Origin of the sequence: Arthrobacter sp. CAL618, from assembly GCF_000468215.1 — a bacterium.
GTDB lineage: Bacteria > Actinomycetota > Actinomycetes > Actinomycetales > Micrococcaceae > Arthrobacter_D.
On record NZ_ASZW01000131.1, the window covers coordinates 16,588 to 36,628 of the forward strand.

General features: G+C 65.6%; 17 protein-coding genes. 7 read left to right on the plus strand and 10 right to left on the minus strand.

The annotated features are described in order from the left end of the window. Nucleotides 1–376, plus strand: a 376-nt coding sequence (locus K728_RS18875; RefSeq protein WP_443110945.1) for an NUDIX hydrolase, incomplete at its 5' end; no start/stop codon positions are given. A 108-nt stretch (nt 377–484) separates the two neighbouring features. Here K728_RS18875 and K728_RS0108105 read toward each other — a convergent pair. From K728_RS0108105 to K728_RS20900, 3 genes are read right to left on the minus strand one after another with little or no spacing between them, the layout of a single operon-like run. Further along, the gene (locus K728_RS0108105) at nt 485–1,912 is read right to left on the minus strand and encodes a class II fumarate hydratase (RefSeq protein ID WP_019483653.1); all 1,428 of its coding nucleotides are present in this window, start codon (nt 1,910–1,912) and stop codon (nt 485–487) included. A 39-nt stretch (nt 1,913–1,951) separates the two neighbouring features. Continuing rightward, a complete protein-coding gene (locus K728_RS0108110; RefSeq protein WP_019483652.1) occupies nt 1,952–2,566 on the minus strand; it encodes a carbonic anhydrase in 615 nt (204 codons plus the stop codon). A 38-nt stretch (nt 2,567–2,604) separates the two neighbouring features. Next, complete coding sequence (locus K728_RS20900; protein ID WP_024476364.1) at nt 2,605–3,234, minus strand: DUF4245 domain-containing protein; 630 nt, start codon at nt 3,232–3,234, stop codon at nt 2,605–2,607. Between the two features lie 157 nt (nt 3,235–3,391). Here K728_RS20900 and glpX point away from each other — a divergent pair, with 157 nt between their 5' ends. Continuing rightward, the gene (gene glpX, locus K728_RS0108120; protein WP_035747578.1) at nt 3,392–4,441 is read left to right on the plus strand and encodes a class II fructose-bisphosphatase; all 1,050 of its coding nucleotides are present in this window, start codon (nt 3,392–3,394) and stop codon (nt 4,439–4,441) included. Nucleotides 4,442–4,481: 40 nt separating this feature from the next. Then, complete coding sequence (locus K728_RS0108125; RefSeq protein WP_024476366.1) at nt 4,482–5,513, plus strand: lipid II:glycine glycyltransferase FemX; 1,032 nt, start codon at nt 4,482–4,484, stop codon at nt 5,511–5,513. A 1-nt stretch (nt 5,514) separates the two neighbouring features. Here the strand turns inward: K728_RS0108125 and K728_RS0108130 are convergent, their stop codons facing one another. From K728_RS0108130 to K728_RS0108150, 5 genes are all read right to left on the minus strand, one after another. Further along, nucleotides 5,515–7,152, minus strand: coding sequence for an ABC-F family ATP-binding cassette domain-containing protein (locus tag K728_RS0108130; protein ID WP_024476367.1), 1,638 nt, complete (start codon nt 7,150–7,152; stop codon nt 5,515–5,517). A gap of 190 nt (nt 7,153–7,342) precedes the next feature. After that, nucleotides 7,343–8,605, minus strand: a complete 1,263-nt coding sequence (gene manA / locus K728_RS0108135) for a mannose-6-phosphate isomerase, class I (protein ID WP_024476368.1) — start codon at nt 8,603–8,605, stop codon at nt 7,343–7,345. Between the two features lie 15 nt (nt 8,606–8,620). After that, entirely contained in the window at nt 8,621–10,213 is a 1,593-nt protein-coding gene (locus K728_RS0108140) for an LCP family protein (RefSeq protein ID WP_024476369.1), read from the minus strand. Further along, on the minus strand, nt 10,210–10,713 hold the full coding sequence (gene purE, locus K728_RS0108145) for a 5-(carboxyamino)imidazole ribonucleotide mutase (protein ID WP_019483645.1): 504 nt from the start codon (nt 10,711–10,713) through the stop codon (nt 10,210–10,212). The genes K728_RS0108140 and purE overlap by 4 nt, the downstream gene beginning before the upstream one ends. A gap of 23 nt (nt 10,714–10,736) precedes the next feature. Further along, the gene (locus K728_RS0108150) at nt 10,737–11,918 is read right to left on the minus strand and encodes a 5-(carboxyamino)imidazole ribonucleotide synthase (RefSeq protein ID WP_084442847.1); all 1,182 of its coding nucleotides are present in this window, start codon (nt 11,916–11,918) and stop codon (nt 10,737–10,739) included. Between the two features lie 193 nt (nt 11,919–12,111). On the opposite strand from K728_RS0108150, the gene K728_RS18880 reads away from it, so the two are divergent. After that, a complete protein-coding gene (locus K728_RS18880) occupies nt 12,112–12,717 on the plus strand; it encodes a GtrA family protein (RefSeq protein WP_019483643.1) in 606 nt (201 codons plus the stop codon). Here K728_RS18880 and K728_RS0108160 read toward each other — a convergent pair. After that, nucleotides 12,695–13,423, minus strand: a complete 729-nt coding sequence (locus K728_RS0108160; protein WP_024476372.1) for a TIGR03089 family protein — start codon at nt 13,421–13,423, stop codon at nt 12,695–12,697. The two genes, K728_RS18880 and K728_RS0108160, sit on opposite strands and share 23 nt — an antisense overlap. Nucleotides 13,424–13,754: 331 nt before the next feature. Between K728_RS0108160 and K728_RS20535 the strand changes: the two genes are divergently transcribed. The 3 genes from K728_RS20535 to K728_RS0108175 are packed head-to-tail and all read left to right on the plus strand — an operon-like array spanning nt 13,755 to nt 19,626. Beyond that, nucleotides 13,755–14,339 carry a WhiB family transcriptional regulator gene (locus K728_RS20535; protein WP_019483641.1) on the plus strand — a complete coding sequence of 195 codons (585 nt, stop codon included), beginning with the start codon at nt 13,755–13,757 and terminating at the stop codon, nt 14,337–14,339. 2 nt (nt 14,340–14,341) lie between these two features. Next, entirely contained in the window at nt 14,342–17,968 is a 3,627-nt protein-coding gene (locus K728_RS0108170) for a glycosyltransferase family 2 protein (RefSeq protein WP_084442848.1), read from the plus strand. Further along, complete coding sequence (locus K728_RS0108175) at nt 17,965–19,626, plus strand: DUF5719 family protein (RefSeq protein WP_024476375.1); 1,662 nt, start codon at nt 17,965–17,967, stop codon at nt 19,624–19,626. The genes K728_RS0108170 and K728_RS0108175 overlap by 4 nt, the downstream gene beginning before the upstream one ends. Before the next feature lie 63 nt (nt 19,627–19,689). On the opposite strand, the gene K728_RS21245 is transcribed toward K728_RS0108175, so the two are convergent. After that, nucleotides 19,690–20,041: metallopeptidase family protein (locus tag K728_RS21245; protein ID WP_019483638.1), on the minus strand; the 352-nt coding region annotated here is incomplete at its 5' end.

Consider the following 20,041-nt stretch of genomic DNA (forward strand, 5'->3'; position numbering starts at 1 on the left):
CGGGCGGGTGCTGCTCGGGAAACGTTCCGACAACGGACAGTGGACGGTCATCACCGGGATGCTTGAGCCAGGTGAGGAACCGGCGGCCGGCATTGTCCGGGAGATCTTCGAAGAGACCGGCGTGCGAGCCCGGGTGGAGCACCTGATCCGGGTGGAGGTGGTGGGGCCCGTGACCTTCCCCAACGGGGACATCTGCACCTTCCTGACCACCGATTTCAGCTGCCGGTACGTCTCGGGAGAGGCCCTGGTGAACGACGACGAATCCACCGACGTCGGCTGGTTTCCCCTCGATCAGCTCCCGGAACTGAACGAACGCCACCGGCAGCTCGTCGAGGCGGCACTGACCGCCGACGGCGTCCCCCACTTCATTCGCTAGGGCGGCCAACCGGCGCAACAGAAACTGCCCCGAGATTTAGATCCGCCGACAGCAAATCGGCGAACCTGACCCTCGGGGCAGTTTCTGGCGTTCGGGGGTGGTGCTGGGCTACTGCGGAGGGCGGGTCATGGAGAGCACGTCGAGGGAGTCGTCGAGCTGCTGCTCGGTGAGCTCCCCGCGTTCCACAAACCCGAGGGCGACGACGGCCTCCCGGACCGTGAGGCCCTCGGCGACGGCCTTCTTGGCGATCTTGGCTGCGTTCTCGTAGCCGATGTATTTGTTCAGCGGGGTCACGATCGACGGCGATGCCTCGGCCAGGAATCGGGCCCGCTCCTCATTGGCGGTGATGCCGTCGATCATCTTGTCGGCCATCACACGGGTGGAGGTGCTCAGCAGCCGCACCGATTCCAGCACGTTGCGGGCGATGACCGGGATGCCGACGTTAAGCTCGAACGCTCCGTTGGTGCCGGAGATGGCCACCGTTGCGTCATTGCCCATCACCTGGGCGCACACCATGATGACTGCCTCACAGATCACCGGGTTGACCTTGCCGGGCATAATCGACGATCCCGGCTGCAGGTCGGGCAGCGCGATCTCGCCGAGGCCGGTGTTGGGCCCCGATCCCAGCCAGCGCAGGTCGTTATTGATCTTGGTCAGTGACACGGCGATGGTACGCAGCATCCCCGAGACCTCAACGAGCCCGTCACGGTTGGCCTGGGCCTCGAAGTGATCGCGTGCCTCGGTGAGGGGGAGCCCGGTGTCGCTGGCCAGCAGTTCGATGACCCGTGCAGGGAAACCGGCCGGCGTGTTGATGCCGGTGCCGACGGCCGTGCCACCCAGCGGTACCTCGGCCACCCGGGGGAGGGAAGCCTGGATGCGCTCGACGCCGTACCGCACCTGGGCGGCGTAGCCGCCAAACTCCTGGCCCAGGGTCACCGGCGTCGCATCCATCAGGTGGGTGCGACCGGACTTGACCACGGTCTTGAACTCGTCGGCTTTCCGTTCCAGCGATGCTGCGAGGTGTTCCAGTGCCGGGACCAGGTCCTTGGTCAGTGCCGACGCCGCGGCCACATGGACGGACGTTGGGAACACATCGTTGGACGACTGTGAGGCGTTGACGTGGTCGTTGGGGTGCACCGAGGTTTCGCTGCCCGCGGCGGCAAGGGCGCGGCTCGCCAGGGTGGCAATGACCTCGTTGATGTTCATGTTCGACGACGTGCCGGAACCAGTCTGGTAAATGTCGACGGGGAAGTCGCCGTCGTAGAGTCCCTGGGCCACCTCTTCAGCTGCGGCCTCGATGGCACGGGCGCGCTCGTCGTCGAGCACTCCCAGCTCGGCGTTGGCGGTCGCCGCAGCCTTCTTGATGCGGGCCAGCGCTTCGATGTGCGCGCGCTCGAGGCGGGTGCCAGAGATGGGGAAGTTTTCCACCGCGCGTTGGGTCTGGGCACGGTAGAGCGCGTTGACCGGAACCCGGACCTCGCCCATCGTGTCGTGTTCAATACGGAATTCGGCGTCGGATCCAGGCGATTGAGTCATGCGCCAATTCTCGCCGGTGGGGCTACAAGGCACCAAATCCTACAAGGCACCAAATCCGGAAACGATCTCAGCCTTGCCGTCCTCAAGCCGGTAGGTGACACCTATCACGGCTGTGGTGTCGTTCTCGACGGCGTCGGCGATGACCCGCGAGGAATCGACCATGCGTTTGGAGGTCTGTTTGATGTGCTCAACGACCGTCGCGTTGATGTCCGTAACCCCGTTGCGTCGGGACGTGAGGACGGAGGGAGTGATCCGTTCCACCAGTTCGCGCAGGAAACCGGCGGGCATCTCCCCGGAGTCGATTGCGTCAATGGTCGCCGAGACGGCTCCGCAGCGGTCATGCCCAAGGACCACGATCAGCGGAACATTCAGCACGCTCACACTGAACTCCAGGGATCCCAGCACCGCGTCGTCGATGACCTGCCCCGCGGTGCGCACCACGAAGATGTCGCCGAGGCCGAGGTCGAAAATGATCTCGGCGGCCAGCCGGGAATCCGAACAGCCGAAGATGACTGCGAAGGGGTGCTGGGTGTCAACCAAAGAGGCACGATGCAGCGCGTCCTGATTCGGGTGCGAGGAGCTGCCCGAAACAAAACGCAGGTTTCCGTCACGGAGGCGGGACCAGGCATCAACGGGGGTCAGTTCGTTATCCACGGCACAACCTTACGCCGGATCCAGCCCACGATTGGACTCTAAGACGCGGCTAGATCGTCGAGGATTGCAGCGCCGAGTACGTCGAATTCAGCGAGATCGGCGGTTCCGTTCAGAATCAGGGTGTACGCACCGGTCTCTGCGGTGAGGAAGGTGTCACCCGACGAACTGTCCAGCAGTTCCCAGTCGAGGGTGTCGATGGTGCGTTGGCCCGACACCTGGGCGCCGTCGAGCCGCTGCGCCGTCCAGGTGGGGTTGGCGTTGTCGGTCTGGGTGAGCTGGATGAACTGCCGCTCGGGGGTGAGGTAGCCCACCTCCCAGAAGGGGACGCCGTCGCTGCCGCCGGTGTTCCAGCGGGCGAAGTTCGAGGTCCACCCTGCCGGCAGGTCGGGTGCCAGTGGAACGTAGCCGGCAATATCCGCTGCCTCGGACGACACGTTCGGTACATCAATATCCCGGGCATAGGTCTCGGCCGTGTGGGTGGGATTGAACAGCAACACCGGCAGCACCAGGCCGAAGGTCGCCGCAATTGCGATCAGCATGCCGACGACTGTCGAGTTGGCGCGCTTCGCCTGCTTCGGCGTCAATACCGGCGTGACTGGCGGTTCAGTGTCGGGGCGCGCGTCGCCGTCGGTGGGGTGCTCTGTCGATCCGGGCTGGGGGGTGCTCACACATCTATTTTCCACCACTTGCGGGTGCGCACCTATTCGGGCCCCGCCGTCTCGTATCGTCGTCACGCATAGTGCGGGCAGACCAGCGGCCACTATGATTGCGGCAGGGGATAAGTCCCGCAGCTTTCGCCAGCAATGGCACAGCACCGCTTCGACGATGAGGATTGACGTGTCCAACAACGCCAAATCAGCCCAGTATTCAACGCTCTCCCGCTCGCTGGCGGTCGGCGACGACGAGCCGGACCGCAACCTCGCCCTGGAACTGGTCCGTGTGACCGAAGCTGCGGCCATCGCCGGTGGCCATTGGGTCGGGTACGGCGACAAGCTCAAAGCGGATGGTGCAGCAGTCGACGCCATGCGCTCGCTCCTGTCAACGGTCCACTTCAACGGCGTCGTGGTCATTGGCGAGGGGGAGAAGGACGAAGCCCCCATGTTGTTCAACGGCGAGCGGGTCGGGGACGGTAGCGGCCCCGAGTGCGACGTCGCTGTCGACCCGATCGATGGCACCCGCCTCACCGCGCTCGGCATCAACAATGCGATTGCGGTGCTTGCGGTCGCCGAGCGCGGCACCATGTTTGACCCTTCCGCCGTGTTCTACATGGAGAAGCTGGTTACTGGCCCGGAGGCCGCCGACATGGTTGATCTGCGCCTCCCCGTCAAGCAGAACCTGCACCTGATCGCCAAAGCCAAGGGCAAGTCGGTCAACCAGGTGACAGTGATGATTCTGGACCGCGACCGCCACCGTCCCCTGGTCGACGAAATCCGTGCCGCCGGTGCGCGCACCAAGTTCATCATGGACGGCGACGTGGCCGGAGCCATTGCGGCAGCCCGTGAGGGCACCGACGTCGACGCCCTGATGGGGATCGGCGGCACCCCCGAGGGCATCGTCGCTGCCTGCGCCATCAAATCGCTGGGCGGAGTGATCCAGGGCCGGTTGTGGCCCACCAGCGATGAGGAAAAACAGAAGGCCATCGACGCCGGTCACGACCTTGATCGGGTGATGTCCACCTCAGACCTGGTAACCAGTGACAACTGCTACTTCGCTGCCACCGGCATCACCGACGGCGATCTGGTGCGCGGTGTCCGTTACAACAAGGGTAAAGTCCTGACCCAGTCCATCGTGATGCGGTCCAAGTCGGGAACCATCCGCGTGGTCGACGGCGAGCACCAGGCCCACAAGTGGGAAAGCTACGCGCGTCTGAAGTAGGACGCCCGGCGGGTTCTCGATCAGCGCTAGGGTTGAGGGCATGACCCTTACTGTTGTGCAATGCGTCGACGAGTCCCGGTGGGACTCCGCTGTGAATGAGCTGCTGGGGCACCCCCAGCAGCTCTGGGGCTGGGGCAAGACCAAGGCCGCCCACGGGTGGACCGTTGACCGGGTGCTGATGCAGGACGACGGCGTACTGGTGGGCTGCGCACAGGTGCTGCTCCGCAAGCTTCCTGTGCCGTTCAGGTCCCTGGCGTACTGCCCGCGCGGGCCACAGACAGTGCCGGGGCGCGAGGCCGACGTGCTGGGCGCGCTGGAAGTCTATGTCCGCCAGGCGCACCGGCCAGTGGCGTTGAGCATCGAACCCGACTGGGATGCCGATGCGGCTCCCGCCATGGCACTGCCGGCAGCCGGGTGGCGCAGCACCGCGAATACCATCCTGATCGGCCGTACCCTCATCCTCGACCTCACCCTCAGCGAGGATGAGCTGCTCGCCGGGATGAGTAAAAAGCACCGACAGTACATCAGGAAGTCCGGCCGGGAGGACCTCGAGTACCGGGAGGTGACCCGCGCGGAGTTGCCCCGGTGCCTTGCCGTCTATCGCCAGACTGCCGAGCGGGCGGGGTTCGGCATCCACGAGGATCCCTACTATCTGGACATCTACGACAACCTTGGCAGCGCGTCGCCGGTGATCGCCGCTTTCCAGGGCGACGACGTCGTCGCGTTCCTCTGGCTGTCCGCCAGCGATCACACGGTCTTCGAACTCTATGGGGGGATGACTCCCGAGGGGGAACAGTTGCGGGCCAACTATGCCCTGAAGTGGTTGGCAATCCAGTCCATGAAGGAGCGCGGCGCGGTGCGCTACGACTTCAACGGGCTGCTCAACGACGGAGTATCCAAATTCAAGATGGGCTGGGCCAAGCACGAGAACCAGCTGGCCGGAACCTGGGACAAGCCGCTCTCGCCCCTCTACCCCCTGTATTCCCGGGCAATGCCGTTGGCCCGGGACGGAGTGCGCCTCGCTCAGGCCACTGCAGCGAAGCTGAAGTCGAAGCTGCCGGGACGCTCCTAGGCTAGTTGGCGGTGACCTGACCGTCGGCCACGGCCCAGCGGGAGTCCAGCCTGACGTTCTCGAGCAGCCGCCGGTCATGGGAGACCAGGAGCAGCGCACCATCGTAGTTCTCGAGTGCCTCCTCCAGCTGTTCAATGGCGGGCAGGTCGAGATGGTTGGTGGGCTCGTCAAGCACCAGCAGGTTCACTCCGCGGGACTGCAGGAGGGCCAGCGCAGCACGGGTGCGCTCCCCGGGGGAGAGGCTGCCCACGGTACCGCTGACCTGGTCGGCCTTGAGCCCGAACTTGGCCAGCAAGGTGCGGACCTCAGCCCGGTTGAGGCTCGGGACCAGCGCTTCAAACGCATCGCCCAACGGTTCGGACTCCGCAAACACGCCGCGGGCTTGATCAATCTCTCCCACTGCGACGCTCGCGCCCAGCCCGGCGCCGCCGTCGTCGGGCACCAACTGACCCAGCAGCAGGGCCAGCAGGGTGGATTTCCCCGCACCGTTCGGCCCGGTAATCCCAATCCGGTCCCCGGCATTGACCTGCAGCGTGACCGGCCCGAGAGTGAACCCGCCGCGGCTGACGACCGCGCGGTTGAGGGTTGCCACCACCGAGCTGGAGCGCGGGGCGGAGCCGATGCTGAACTGCAGCTGCCATTCCTTGCGTGGTTCGGCCACCTCGTCGAGGCGGGAAATCCGCGATTCCATCTGCCGGACCTTTTGCGCCTGCTTCTCCGAGGATTCCATGCTCGCGCGCCGGCGAATCTTGTCATTGTCCGGGCTCTTCTTCATCGCGTTGCGGACGCCCTGGGAACTCCACTCCCGCTGGGTGCGGGCGCGGGAGACAAGGTCGGACTTCTTGTCGGCGAACTCCTCGTAGGCTTCCCGCGCATGACGTTTCGCGACGGCGCGTTCCTCAAGATACGCGTCGTACCCGCCGTCGTAGACGGCAACACTGCCCTGGGCCAGGTCAAGTTCCACCACCGTGGTGATGCAGCGGGCCAGGAACTCGCGATCGTGCGAGACCAGGACAACACCGCCACGCAGGCCCCGTACAAACTCCTCCAGGCGCGCAAGGCCAGCCAGATCCAGGTCATTGGTGGGCTCGTCGAGGAGCACGATGTCGAAGCGGCTGAGCAGCAGCGCCGCCAGCGCCACCCGGGCAGCCTGCCCGCCTGAGAGACCGGTCATCGGGGTGTCAGGTCCGAGCGTCAGGCCCAGCTCAGCCAGTACCTGGGGGACGCGGTCGGCGAGATCGGCGGCCCCACACGCCATCCAGTGGTCGAGGGCGGCCCCATAAGTGTCATTGGCTGCCTGGGTTCCGGAGGCCAGTTCGTCGGCGGCGGCTTCCATCGCCGCGGTGGCCGCCGTCGTTCCCGTCCGCCGACCGAGGTAGCCCCCGATGGTCTCGCCCGGAAGTCGTTCCTGCTCCTGCGGTAACCATCCGACAAACGCATCAGTGGGAGTGGTGGTCACGCTGCCGCCGAGCGGGTCGTCGGCGCCGGCGAGGAGCCGGAGCAGCGTCGACTTACCCGCACCATTGGCGCCGACGACGCCGACGACGTCGCCCGGTGCCACCGTCAGATTCAGGCCGGAGAAAAGAGTGCGGTGGGCGTGGCCTCCGGAGAGGTCCTTCGCCACGAGGGAAGCAGTCACCCATCTATCTTAGGGACTCGGGCCGCAAGGGGCTGCGCTGCACTCCCGGCCAGCAGGATAGTGGCTGGGCTGCACTCCCGGCCCGCAGATAAGTGGCTGGGGTGCAGATAAGTGGTGGGCCGACCACTCAGATACGGGGAGGCCACTTTTCTGCGCCCCGGAGCCGGTGCAAGGTCCCAGGTGGTGGAGCTCAGCCGGCGATAGTCACCGCGAAGGCGAGGGCGCCGTCGTCGTCCTGATCGGTGTCGGGCCCGGTACCGGCGGCGAGCTTGACCATGACGGGAGCCTCGTTGGCCGGGACGAAGGCACTGGAACCGCGAGGCACGAGCAGGTCGCCGCGAGGGGAGTCAAGGACGATGCTGCCCGAGACGGCCAGCACCAACACCGGACCGTTCTGGGCCAGGGGTACATCAGCGGAAGCCATTGAATCCGACCCGGCGCGGAGCTCAAGGCGTTGCAGGGCAAATTCATCGAACGGCGGGCAGTACAGTTCCTGGCCAAGCCCCGTGTGCCGGACCTCGACGGCCGGCACGCTGACCGATTCGAAGCGCACTGTCTTCAGCAACTCGGGAACGTCAACGTGTTTCGGGGTCAGCCCACCCCGCAGCACATTATCCGAGGCAGCCATCACCTCAATCCCCAGACCGCTGAGGTAGGCGTGGACGTTCCCCGCCGGAAGGTAGATGGCCTGGCCGGGATCCAACGACACCCGGTTCAACAGCAGGGCGACGAGGACGCCGGGGTCGCCTGGATAGTGGTCGGTGAGTTCGCGCACGGTCGCGGCGTCCCGGCCGGGTACCGATGCCAGCGCCGTCGCGACTGACTCGGCGGCCTGGGTGGCATCGGCCGTGGTCAGCAGACGGGTGAAGGCGCCACGGAGGGCCTCCCGCTGATCCGCCCCCCTGAGGTCGCTGACGACGTCGGCGAGTAGCGCGGGCGCGCTGGCCCCGGTTGCCTCGACGGCTGAGATCAACCGCTCGAACACGTCAGCGGCTTCGGACACGGGCCGGAACCCGCACAGAGCCTCAAACGGGGTGAGCGCGAAAATCATCTCGGGTTTGTGGAACCCGTCCCGGTAATTGCGGTGCGGAGCGTCGGCGGGTATGCCGGCAGCGTTCTCGGCCGCAAACCCGGCCGCAGCTTGGGTGCTGCTCGGGTGGACTTGGAGGGACAGCGGCGCCGCGGCGGCGAGGACCTTCAGCAGGAATGGCAGCCGGTCACCGAAACGCTGCACGGCTTCGTTGCCAAGCGCCCGCTCCGGGTCGGAGGCGATCAACTGGTCCAGGTGCTGGCGGGTACCGTCCTCCAGCACCACCTGGGAGGGTGAGTCTGGGTGGGCCCCCACCCAGAGTTCAGCTTCGGGACCCCCCGAGGGGACCCGGCCGAGCAGCTCAGCGATAGCCGTCTCGGAGCCCCAGGCGTAGGGCCGCAGCGTGTTCTCCAGCAGGTACATGGCTGACTCGTTTCCTTAGGCGGGACTGCATTCCCCGTTGTTGTCCAACAGGGTGCTGAGGGTTGCAACATCCCCGATGGTGGCCAGCTGCTGCAGGTACTCTTCAGTAATTTCCGGGGCGGTCACCTGCGCGGGGACGATGGTTGGTTCCGCCGGTTTGAAGACCGACACCGCTGTGGCTGCCTGCAGTTCAGCTGGGACGGGTGCGTCTGCTGCCGGTTCGGCCCCGGTGGTTTCCGCCAGGGTCTGCTGCACCCGCTGATGGATTTCCTCGAACACCGGATAGGTGACGAAGTTGTCTGCGGCCGTGCCGAAGTCGGGTGGGCCGATAGTCAGGCGACGGGTTTCGTGGTTCTTCGCTTTCAGGGCAAGGTCGACGAAGCTCCCCAACTGGTCCAGGGGGATGTCGGTTTCGACGATGTCAGCGCCGGCACTGGCCAGATCCTCGAACCGGGTAAGGACGGTCGCCGGATCCAGTTGGGCGATCATGGCCTGCTGGACGCACTGCTGGCGGGCGATGCGGTGATAATCGGTGACGAACTCCCGGGATCGTGCGTACCAGAGCGCGTGGTACCCATCGAGGGTCTGCACGCCGGGGGCAATCCACCCGGAGGGCGGATAGTGCCGGATCGGGTTGGTGCCGGGGATCTCTGCGGCGGTGATCGGAACCCACCCGCCAGCGTCGATGGTGATTCCGCCCATGGCGTCGATGACCTGGGAGAAGCCTTCCATGTCGACCAAGATGTAGGCCTGTACCTCGATCCCCAGGATGCCGCCGGCGGCATCCATCATCGCTTCCGCTCCCGGATCGTCGGACTCCGGGTAGAGGTCGGCATGGTCCTGGGCGATTGTCGGGTAAAGGCTGTTAATAATGCATTCATCGCCGCAGTTGTACCCGTCCGGGTAGATCTGCCACAGGGGGGAATCCTCGGTGAACGGGGCATTCTGGAAGTTGCGGGGGATGCTGAAGGTCACTGTGGCCCCGGAGGAAGCATCGACGCTGATCACCGAAATGCTGTCGGGCCGGCGTCCGGTCCGGTCCTCACCGGCGTCGCCGCCCATCAGCAGGAAGTTGTACCGCCCATCAACCGGATCGAATGCGGGCCCGGCCTGAAAGATGGAGCCGAAGGTGCCACGGCTCACATTGAGCAGATACGCGCCGTAGGCAAGGGATCCGCTGGTAACCACCATCAGTGCCACCAATGATCCGGCGACAACCGGACGCATGGATCGCTCCAGCAGAGGGGGCCTGATAATCCGCAGGGTGTTCAGGAAGAGAATGGCCCAGGACACGGCAAGTACCAGCAACACGATAATCAGGATGAGTGACCACCACTGGTGGGTCACCGCGCTCACCAGTGCTGTCCGGTTGGTGACCGCGATGACGATAGCGGCCAACACCGCCAGCCAGACCGCGAAGGTCACCAGAAGCGCCCGCCGGCCCAAGCCCCGATCGCCGGCGACAATCTGCGCCGAGCCAGGCAGAACCAGGGTCAGCAACAGCAGGACGAAGGCGCGTTTGGTGCGGACCCTGGGTGTCGCTGACTCCGGGTAGCGAACCGGGTCGGTGAGCAACCATTGCCCCTCCGGGTCGGAAGCCTGGCTCATACGCCGCTCTCCTCGGGCAGGGTCGCTCGCGCCCGAAGGGCCGCACCCTTTTGAACGGCGGTCTCCCGCAAGCCGGCCGCAAAATCGACGAGCTCGCCCCGGAGGCGTTGCGCCAGGCTGTCCTCGCCGGCCGCAAGCATCCGCACGGCGAGCAGCCCAGCGTTGCGGGCACCACCAATTGAGACGGCGGCAACTGGCACTCCGGCAGGCATCTGAACGATCGACAGGAGGGAATCCATTCCGTCGAGGTACTTCAGCGGTACCGGCACGCCAATCACCGGCAGCACGGTCACCGAGGCCAGCATTCCGGGCAGGTGCGCGGCGCCGCCCGCGCCGGCGATGATGACCCGCAGGCCCCGTTCCTGTGCCTGTTGCCCGTACGCGATCATTTCGGTGGGCATCCGGTGGGCTGAGACGACGTCGGCCTCGAAGGCGACCCCAAATTCGGTCAGGGCCTGCGCCGCCGCCTCCATGACCGGCCAGTCCGAATCCGACCCCATGACGAGCCCTACCAACGGATTATTCACGCGTTTTCCTTCCGGGTCTTTGAACTGGCGGGCCCATTCCGGAGAATAGCCGCAGTTCGTTCCGCCCTGTTCCGGACGGTTTCGAGGCTTTCGCCTGCCAGAGCCACTGCATTGACGTGGCCGATCTTGCGGCCGGGCCTCACATCCTTGCCGTAGGAATGAATTTTCGCAGCTGGTTCAGCCGCCAGGGCCGCGGGGTAGGCGCTAAAGAGATCAACGTTGTCGCCACCGAGATAGTTCTTCATCACTGTCACGGTACCCAGCGTTCGGGTGTCGCCCAGGGGCAGGTCAAGGACCGCGCGAAGATGCTGCTCGAATTGTCCGGTGACTGAGCCGTCCATGGTCCAGTGGCCGGAGTTGTGCGGGCGCATGGCCAGCTCATTCACCATGAAGCCGGTATCGGTGCCCGGGGTCTGGAAGAGTTCGACCGCCATTACTCCGGTCACCCCCAACTCATCGGCGATTCTGAGCGCGGCCGCACCGATCGACGCCGCAAGGTCCGCGGGGAGGTCGGCAGCGGGCGCGATTACTTCATCGCAGACCCCGTCCACCTGGATCGAGTGAACGACCGGCCAGGCCCGGGAGGCCCCGGACGGGGTGCGGGCCACCAGGGCCGACAGCTCACGGCTGAACTCGACCTTGGCTTCGGCGAGCAGCGGGCTGCCCTGGAACCACGCGGCGGCGCGGCCGGCGTCGGCCGGTGTGTCGAGCACCATGACGCCCTTACCGTCGTACCCACCGCGGGGGGTCTTCAGGACCACAGGCCACCCAATCCGGTCCCCGAAAACGCACAGTTCCTCGACCGAAGAGACCTCAGCCCACTCAGGATTGGGGAGCCCCATCCGGTCGATGGCGCGGCGCATCACAATTTTGTCCTGTGCGTGGGCGAGGGCCTCGGGCTGCGGTTGCACGTTGACGCCGTCGGACTGCAGCGCCCTGAGCAGGTCGCCGGGGGCGTGTTCGTGGTCGAAGGTCAGCACATCCACACCGCTGGCAAAGTCCCGGAGATCGTCGAGGTTGCGGTAGTCACCAATGGTCGAGGAGGCGACAGCGGCTACCGCCGAGACGTCAGGGCCTTCGGCAAGGACACGGAGGGTGAAGCCGAGCTGGACAGCGGCGGGGGCCATCATTCGGGCTAACTGGCCGCCGCCAACTACGCCTATTACTGGGAAAGTCACGTATTCAGGGTACCCACTGCTCGGCGGTGCGCTGGTATGCGAAGCCTGCGCCGGGAGGGTTTCTAGGAATCTCCCATGCTTGACGGCTAAAATAACTCACTGGCCGTTATGCATGGAGCATGGTGGTACTTCATTCACGATTGCATGTCCGCGATCAAGGTGAACCAGTCATGCAACCGGACCGCGGAGGGTCATGTTTTCCAGAGTGGCAGAGCGTATCAGGGGCCTAGCCTCCCTGTTCTGGCGAGAGGTCGCCAAGTTTGGTGCTGTTGGCGGTGTGGCGTTTGTGATCGACAACGGACTGTTCTGGTACCTGATCCACGGCCCCATGGCAGACAGCGAGGTCAAGGCGCGTTTCGTCTCCGCGTCAGTCGCTACCGTTTTCTCCTGGATCGCCAACCGTTACTGGACCTTCAGGCGCCGCAGGCAGGCCAACCCGATGCGCGAACTGACCATGTTCGTGTTCATCAACGTCATCGGAATGGGAATCGCGGCGGGTTGTGTCTGGATCGCCAAGTATCCGCTCGACATCACTGACCGACCCACCCTGTTCTTTGCCGGGATCGTCGGCACAGTGCTCGCCACGATCCTGCGCTTCGTCGCCTACCGGTTCTGGGTGTTCAACGTCGAACTCGACGAGGACCCCGCCTTCAGCCACGACCGTGAACTCTTCGGCCACCCCGACGAAAGAAGCACTGATGGTCAAGTGAGCGAGACAAGCGGCGCTCCGGCGGGACCCAGGATTGTCGATTCGCTGGACAGCCCGTCGGGGGACCCTACCCTCCCACGCGATCAGTAACGCGCTCGCTAGCCAGCAGTTTCTCGGTCAGTTCGACACCCGGGTCGACGACGATCAAGGTGCCCCCGGTGGTCCAGCAGTGCACTGCTGCGGCCAGAGCCGTCTCCAGCGGCAGGTCTGCCGGCACCAGTAAAACGCCGGCGGGCGTCCAGCCGCAGGCGGAGGCGCGATCGAAGAGGACCTGCATGCCCAGCCCCATGCCATCCTGCTCCACGGCCAGCCGGTCTGCGTCAGCTGGCGGAAGATCGAAGAACTCATCCCCATAGCTGCGGACCTCGGCGGCATAGTCGACCGCCCCGGCCGGGAGCTGCCCTGGCCACTTCAGGTCGAGCGCGCCGAGAGCTACCAGCACCAGAAGCTGGGTTGGTCCGGTTACCGTCGCGGCGTCGGAGGAACTCACCACTATGTCCACCGGCTGGTCCGATCCGGCGGAGCCGTCGACTGGTATGGCCCCTACCTGCCAGCAGGCCAGGGCCCATACGAGGGTTTTCCAATGGCCCGGCAGCTGCAGCGCAACCCGGGTGCCGGCGGTGGCGTCCAGTTCTTCGACCAGGAGGTTGGAGGTCTTGGCCACCCAGTTGTCCAGTACTCGGCCGGAGAGCTCGATCCGCTCACTGCCCGGCCCATACCAGATCAGGCGCGGAGCCGACGGGTTCACCGTGCGGAGTTGATTCATGAGCTGGGGGACTGGTGTGGCTGAATCCATGACCGGTTGGGGCCTTCCTGGCGAATTTTATTTTTCCGTATTTTCTGGCTGATTTTCCTGGCAGGGACGAATCGCCAGTGTCGCGGGGGACACGCCGCCGCCATCGTGACAAACTCTCAGCGTGGCGTGAACGGGTTCCCGGGAAATAACTCTATAAGATTCCTCCCAGCGCTTGACTGAATACGTATTACACGCGTGTAATTAGGTATCGGAAAGTTCCAGCACATCGGATACTTGGGCCGCATGCCTCTCGCAAAACACCTTTTTGCTCAGCAGTCGTGCCTGAATCCACCACAGTAGCTGCTGGAGCGGCAACACCGGGAGGGCTGACATGGGACAGGCAGAGAAGGTCCACGACCGTACGACCATCGAGGCACAGGCATCGGCTCGTTACGGATCACGTGGGGTGCCGAGCGACTGGTTTGTCGATCCGGCGGACCCTGATGCGGCTGAACGTTACCGGCGTAGCACCGAGAGCTCGCTGGAGGATCAGGCCACTGCCTTCCTGACGGCGCACGAGGCCCTGGCTGATGACCCCAGCGAAGTTGAACTGCCCGATGCGCCAGCCGATCCGATGCCCTCCGATCTATTGGCCCCCGAACGCATCTCGTCGCCGTCGAGGCAGGCACCGGCGCGCAGCGACCAGTCGGTGTGGATTGGGCTCCCCGGGATTGGCCAGGACTTCGACGACGAGGGTGAGCTCGGCTGGCAGGCTGACTCGCTCTGCGCGCAGACAGACCCTGAAGCGTTCTTCCCTGAAAAGGGTGGTTCCACCCGCGACGCCAAGAAGGTTTGCGGTGCCTGCAACGTGCGGTCGCAGTGCCTTGAGTATGCACTCGCCAACGACGAACGTTTCGGCATCTGGGGTGGGCTGTCCGAGCGCGAACGGCGCCGGTTACGAAAGCGAGCGGTCTAATTCTGCAGCACCCCCGCGTCACAGCCGTTGTGGTTACCCACAACGGCTCAGCTTTTCTTCCAGCCACCATCGCGGCACTTAGAGCACAGCGGTACCAGCCCAACTTCGTCGTCGGCGTCGACGCCGGGTCCACTGACGATTCGGCGTCGATCCTGCAGTTGGAGCTTCCGGTCGGCAGCCCAGTGGTCGGCTCGGCGGCGAGAGCCGGTTTTGGTGCAGCAGTCCGGGTAGGTCTCGCCGAGGTTCCCTCGCGATCCACCGCCGACGACACCCACGAGTGGATCTGGCTACTCCATGACGATTCGGCGCCCGAGCCGAACGCCCTTGATGAACTCCTGCTCGCCGTCGAGCGCGCTCCCTCGGTCACGGTGGCCGGTTCGAAACAGGTCGAATGGGACAACCGTCGAAAGATCATCGACGTCGGTCTGTCCATCAGCCGCTGGGCCGAACGGGTGACCTTGATTGACGTCGATGAACTTGATCAGGGCCAATACGATTCGCGGAGCGACGTCTTTGCCGTCAACTCGGCGGGCATGCTGGTCCGCCGTGATGTTTGGGAGGCGCTCGGAGGTTTCGACCCGGCGCTGCCCGGTACCGGCGACGACGTCGACTTCTGCTGGCGTAACCGGCTGGCCGGGCACCGCGTGGTGGTCGTTCCCAGCGCGGTCATGCGCCACGCCGAACCGCGTCTGCATCCCACCGCCGCCCAGCGCGCCGCCCGCAAGGCTGAGGTCTATCTGCGGTTAAAGCACGCGACGCTGTGGAAGATCCCGTTCCTCGCGGTCGGCGCGGTGATTGGTGGGTTCGGCCGGCTCCTCATGGGCCTGTTGGCCAAGGACCCGGGGTATGGGTTCAGCCAGTTGTTCGCGAGCATCGCCGCAGTGCTCCGCCCGGTTGACCTGTTCAGGTCCCGGCGCCGGGTAGCCCTCACGAAGAAGCGCCCTCGCAGTGTGGTGCGGGCGCTGCGCACCAGCCGCCGTGAAGTCTGGTCCCACCGCCGCTCGGTGCTAGAGGCCTTCTCCGCTGAGGGTCATCTCAGCGAGCAGGCCATTGCCGACGAGCAAAGCACCTACATCCCGTCAGGCGACGCCGCCGAAGATTTCAGCTCACTCGTCGCACCTTCCCGCACCTGGGTTGGTGTCGGAGCGGTTGCCGCAGCGCTGGCCCTTGCCGCTGTCTCAGTGGTCGCGCTGTACCGGTTCATCGGTGCTCCCGCGTTGGCCGGGGGAGCACTCCTGCCGGTCTCCACCAGCATGGTCGATATCTGGCAAAACGCCTCGACCTGGTGGATCACCCTGGGTTCAGGCATGTCGGGACACGGTGATCCCTTCGGCTATGTGCTGTGGCTGCTGGCCGCCCTCGGCCTGGGTAACGGAAACGCTGTGCTGGTCACCCTGATGCTGCTGGCCCTGCCACTCGCCGGGCTGTCCGCATGGTTCGCCACCGGAGCGTTGACCTGGAGCAGGGGACTGCGCTTTTGGGCCGCGTTTTTCTGGGCAGCAGCACCAGCGCTTCAGGTGGCGCTGGGCAGTGGCCGGCTGGGTGCGTTGATCGCACACCTGCTCCTGCCACTGGCTGGGCTGGCCCTGCTCCGTGCAGTCGGGGCCGCTCGGGCGCCGCAGCTGGGCGCCCACCTGCAGCCTGGCGACAGGACGCATCCCAGTGCTGTGCCAAGTTTTCCCGCTCACGACGCCGACGACGCGTATGCCCGTCGTCGCCCCGTCGAGGTGATGCTGAAACCAGGCATCAACGGGGTGCCCAGTTGGACCGCCGCGGCTACTGCAGGGCTCCTGCTGGCGGTGATCACAGCTGGCGCGCCGTCGCTGCTCCCACTCCTGGCGGTAGGGGTACTCGGCGCGATGCTGTTGCTGCGTCGCCGGGCGAAAACCCTGTGGTGGTCCTTACTGCCACCCCTGGCTCTGTTCGTTCCGTTCATCGCCTCAACCACAAACCAGCTACGGGCCGTTCTGGGCGATCCGGGTGTGCCGGTTCCCTTCGTCGGGGCTGAACTGTGGCAGCAACTGCTGGGCTACCCGGTTGCCTTCGAACCGCTGGCCCCGATCGCAGCGCTGCCCTTCCTTCCTGACGGTCCGTGGGCGTTGCTGGTAGCACTGCTCGTTGGCGGGCCGGCAATCCTGCTGGCCGTTGCAGCCCTGTTTATCCCCGGCCGCGGGACCGCGATGGCTTTGGGGCTCTGGCTTCTTGGCCTTGGAGCATTGGTGCTCACCACTGTCCTGTCTTTTGTCGCAGTGTCAGTGGGGTCCTCGGCGCTGATCACCCCCTTCACCGGCCCTCTCGTCTCGGTGTTGATGCTCGCCATCGCCGCAGCCGCCGTGATCGGGGGAGACAAGGCGATCTCCGCCCACCAGCTACGGACCGCTCGTCGCGCCCGGGCCGACGCCACCGCACCGCGACGACGGACCGGCCCTGCACTAGTGGCCGCCGCCGTCCTCCTCGCACTCGGTCCGGCGGTGAGTCTGGCGCTTTGGGCGGTGCCGTCACCAGCCGACAGCGTTGCTGCCGCGACCACGGATCCGGCCGCCGGCGCAAGCGATTCCGACCCGCAGGGTACCCGCTTCGGCGCCGACATGCTGGTCGCAGCCAGCACCGAACGCACTCTGCCCGCGACCGCTGCCGACCGTGGGAACAGTTCAGAGCGCACCAAGTCCCTGGTCCTGAACGTCGACGGCAGCAATAACGTCAGCGCCGCCCTGATGCGCAGCGGCGGCACCACCCTCGATCAGCTCTCGCAGCTCTATTCGGCCCGCGGCCTGTACGGCCCACTGGGGTCCGCAGACCTCCGCGAGGACGACGAGGCGACCGCCGTCATCAGAAGCACCGTCGCGGTCATCGTGGCTGGCTCCGGGTACGACCCACGGGAGGAACTCAGCCAACTGGGGGTGGGGTTCGTGGTGTTGCAGCAATCGGACTCGGCGGCGGAAGTACTTGCGGGTCAGATTGACTCAGTGCCTGGACTCGTCGCGGTAGGAAATACCAACTCCGGTTGGCTCTGGCGCGTGGTACCCCCCTCGAGTGAGGAAAACGTGGCAGCGCCTGAGACCCCCACGGTTGAAGGCTCGACCACCGGAGCGCGCGCGCGGATCGTGGAGGCCGACGGAACCACCTCAGTAGTAGTCGATTCAGGGCCCGCGACTGTCACCTCGATCATTCCGGCTGGCTCGGCGGACCGCACCCTGGTGCTGGCCGAACGCGCCGACGCCGGCTGGCAGGCCACCCTCGATGGGCGTGTCCTTGACTCAGTTGAATCCGGCTGGTCCCAGGCATTCGCCTTACCGGCAGACGGCGGCAGGGTCGAAGTCAGCTACGAGACACCCTGGGAGCCGTGGGCTGCGATTGGCTCTGCCCTCGTGATCGGACTCACCGTTCTGCTGGCGATCCCCATGCCATCGCGGCCACGATTCGTGCGGGCCTACCCCGGGCGTCGCGGCCAGCCGGTCGCACTGGTCCCGCCTTCGGCCGATGAATCTGAGGATGAAGCGGCGGATACCGTGTCCCCGGCGGACGGTGGATCACCTCACCTCGGCGAGTCATCCAGCCCCGGCGAAACAGCCCGGCTCGGCGAAACACCTGACGAAGTATCGATACTCAGCGGAAGGGGACGGTCATGACCGAACCGGGAGCTGAAATCGAGCCGGCGTCACGACCGCGGATCAAGCGGCGGCGGGCCGGTGCCGGTACACTGCGGCGGGCTGTCGGAATAGGCGCGGGAGTTCTCCTGGTCGGTACCAGCGGCGCGCTGGTGGCCGGCGTCGCCGTCCTCGACCCAACGGGTGCTGCGGCGCAATTCCCCATCCCGGTCGCTGAGGTGCCAGCGGGCGAGTACACGGGCGTCTGCCCGGCACCGCCGCGGCTACTCGAAAGCGATGCGGCGCTCGCTGACCCGGAGTTCAGTCCTGAATCAGAGTCGGCTTCCACTACGGTCAGCGGCATGGTGCTGAGCAGCCTCGGCGGGAACCTGCCTGGCAGCATGCTAAGCCCGCTGGGCTCAGGTGAGGCTCTGGCCACCATCGCGACAGGTGAGTCGGATGAATCCGGGGCAGGCGCGGTCCCGGAGGCCGTGACCAACGAGGACGGGCTGACCAACCGGACGGCGGGGGTCCTTACCGACCAGACAGCCGACGGGGTCAGCGTCTTTTCGGCCCAACCGGTGGGCAGCCAGCCTGCCACCGCCGGGGCGGTCACGAGTTACACCGCCACTGACGGTGATTTGGGTGGCCTGGCGATTGCCCACTGTAGAGCGCCCAGCGGCGACTTCTGGATTCTTGGCGCGTCCACCACGGTGGGCGCCACCGCAGTCCTGAATCTCTCGAACCCGTCGGGCACCCCTGCCACGGTCGACCTTGAGCTGTACGGGACCGAAGGGCCGGTAGAATCGGGGGGTACCCGCGGGTTACTCATCGCTCCCGGCGCCACCGAGTCGATCGTGCTCGCTGGTCTCGCCACCGATCAGGACCAGCTGGCGGTCCGCGTGCTGAGCGACGGCGGTCGAGTGACCGGCAGCATCCAGCAGAGTGTCTTGCGGGAACTCATCCCCGGCGGTGTGGAGCTTCTCCAGCCAGCGGCTCCTGCAAGCAATACCCAGGTCATCCCGGGGGTGCGGGTCCAGGATGAGGATATTGCCGACGAAATCAGCGCCCAGGACGGCTATGAGGCTGCCACCCCAGCAGTCCAGATCGTTGTCCCGGGCAGCACCGACGCGGTTCTGAATGTCAGGGTCTACGGTTCGGGGGGCGAGGTTGAGCTTCCGGACGGGGGAGTGCTCACCGCAACTGCCGGTGCCGTCACTGGTGTGTCGCTCGAAAGTCTTCCGTCCGGTGACTACACGGTCGAGGTCACCTCCGACGTGTTGATTTCCGCCTCAGCCAGAGTAAATCGGGGTGTGGAGGCCGGGGAACCCGTCGATTTCGGGTTCGCCCCATCCGGAGCACGCCTCGGCAACACCCAGGTGGCAGTGTTCCCCAGCGGGTCCCGAGGCGCGCTCGCGTTCGGTGCGCCCTCGGGTCGGTCTGAGGTTCAGCTCACTCCGGTAAACGAAGACGGAACTCTGCAGGCCGAGCAGACAGTCAGCGTGGCTGGCGGCACCACAGTGAGCGTGGAAGCAGCGGATCTCGGGGACAACGTGGTGGCGGTCCTGATTGGGGCGTCGGGTGATCCGGTGTACGGCGCCCAGATGCACCAGATGGATGGCGAAGCAGGGATCTCGGTAACATCGCTACCTCCCGGCAGCGCCGGGCAGCTCAGTGTGCCGGTCAACCTGGGATACTGAGTTCTACACCGGCTCGGATCAGGCGCCTCAGGATCAGGCGCCTCAGGATCAGGCGCCTCAGGATCAGGCGCGGGAACGCCCGTAGGCTGGATCCACGGCTTCGGGCGTCATCCCCAGTAACTCTGCGGTCTGCTCCACTACCACGTCGTGGACCAACTCGTTGGGAGCAATGAAGCCACCCGCGGCCAACTCAACCGGGTGCCGGTAGATGATGATGGTCGGCGGCCGGTTTGGGGCGGCGGGTATGGCGGTGCCGAGCAGGCCGCGCAGCGATTGTGCGGTCATCGTTTCGAGATTCGCCGGAATGTCCTGGACCACCATTTGCAGATCGAGGATGCGCTCTCCCCATAGTCGTTCCAACCGCTGGGCCGATTCCATCACCCATTCGTCGAACCGTTCAGATCGGCTGCGCGAG

Coding starts and splice junctions, on each gene's coding strand:
- K728_RS0108105 (WP_019483653.1), bottom strand. CDS start 1,912: ATGACTCAATCGCCTGGATCCGACGCCGAATTCCGTATTGAACACGAC.
- K728_RS0108125 (WP_024476366.1), top strand. CDS start 4,482: ATGACCCTTACTGTTGTGCAATGCGTCGACGAGTCCCGGTGGGACTCC.
- K728_RS0108160 (WP_024476372.1), bottom strand. CDS start 13,423: ATGGATTCAGCCACACCAGTCCCCCAGCTCATGAATCAACTCCGCACG.
- K728_RS20535 (WP_019483641.1), top strand. CDS start 13,755: ATGGGACAGGCAGAGAAGGTCCACGACCGTACGACCATCGAGGCACAG.
- purE (WP_019483645.1), bottom strand. CDS start 10,713: ATGGGGTCGGATTCGGACTGGCCGGTCATGGAGGCGGCGGCGCAGGCC.
- K728_RS18880 (WP_019483643.1), top strand. CDS start 12,112: ATGTTTTCCAGAGTGGCAGAGCGTATCAGGGGCCTAGCCTCCCTGTTC.
- glpX (WP_035747578.1), top strand. CDS start 3,392: ATGAGGATTGACGTGTCCAACAACGCCAAATCAGCCCAGTATTCAACG.
- K728_RS0108140 (WP_024476369.1), bottom strand. CDS start 10,213: ATGAGCCAGGCTTCCGACCCGGAGGGGCAATGGTTGCTCACCGACCCG.
- manA (WP_024476368.1), bottom strand. CDS start 8,605: ATGTACCTGCTGGAGAACACGCTGCGGCCCTACGCCTGGGGCTCCGAG.
- K728_RS0108175 (WP_024476375.1), top strand. CDS start 17,965: ATGACCGAACCGGGAGCTGAAATCGAGCCGGCGTCACGACCGCGGATC.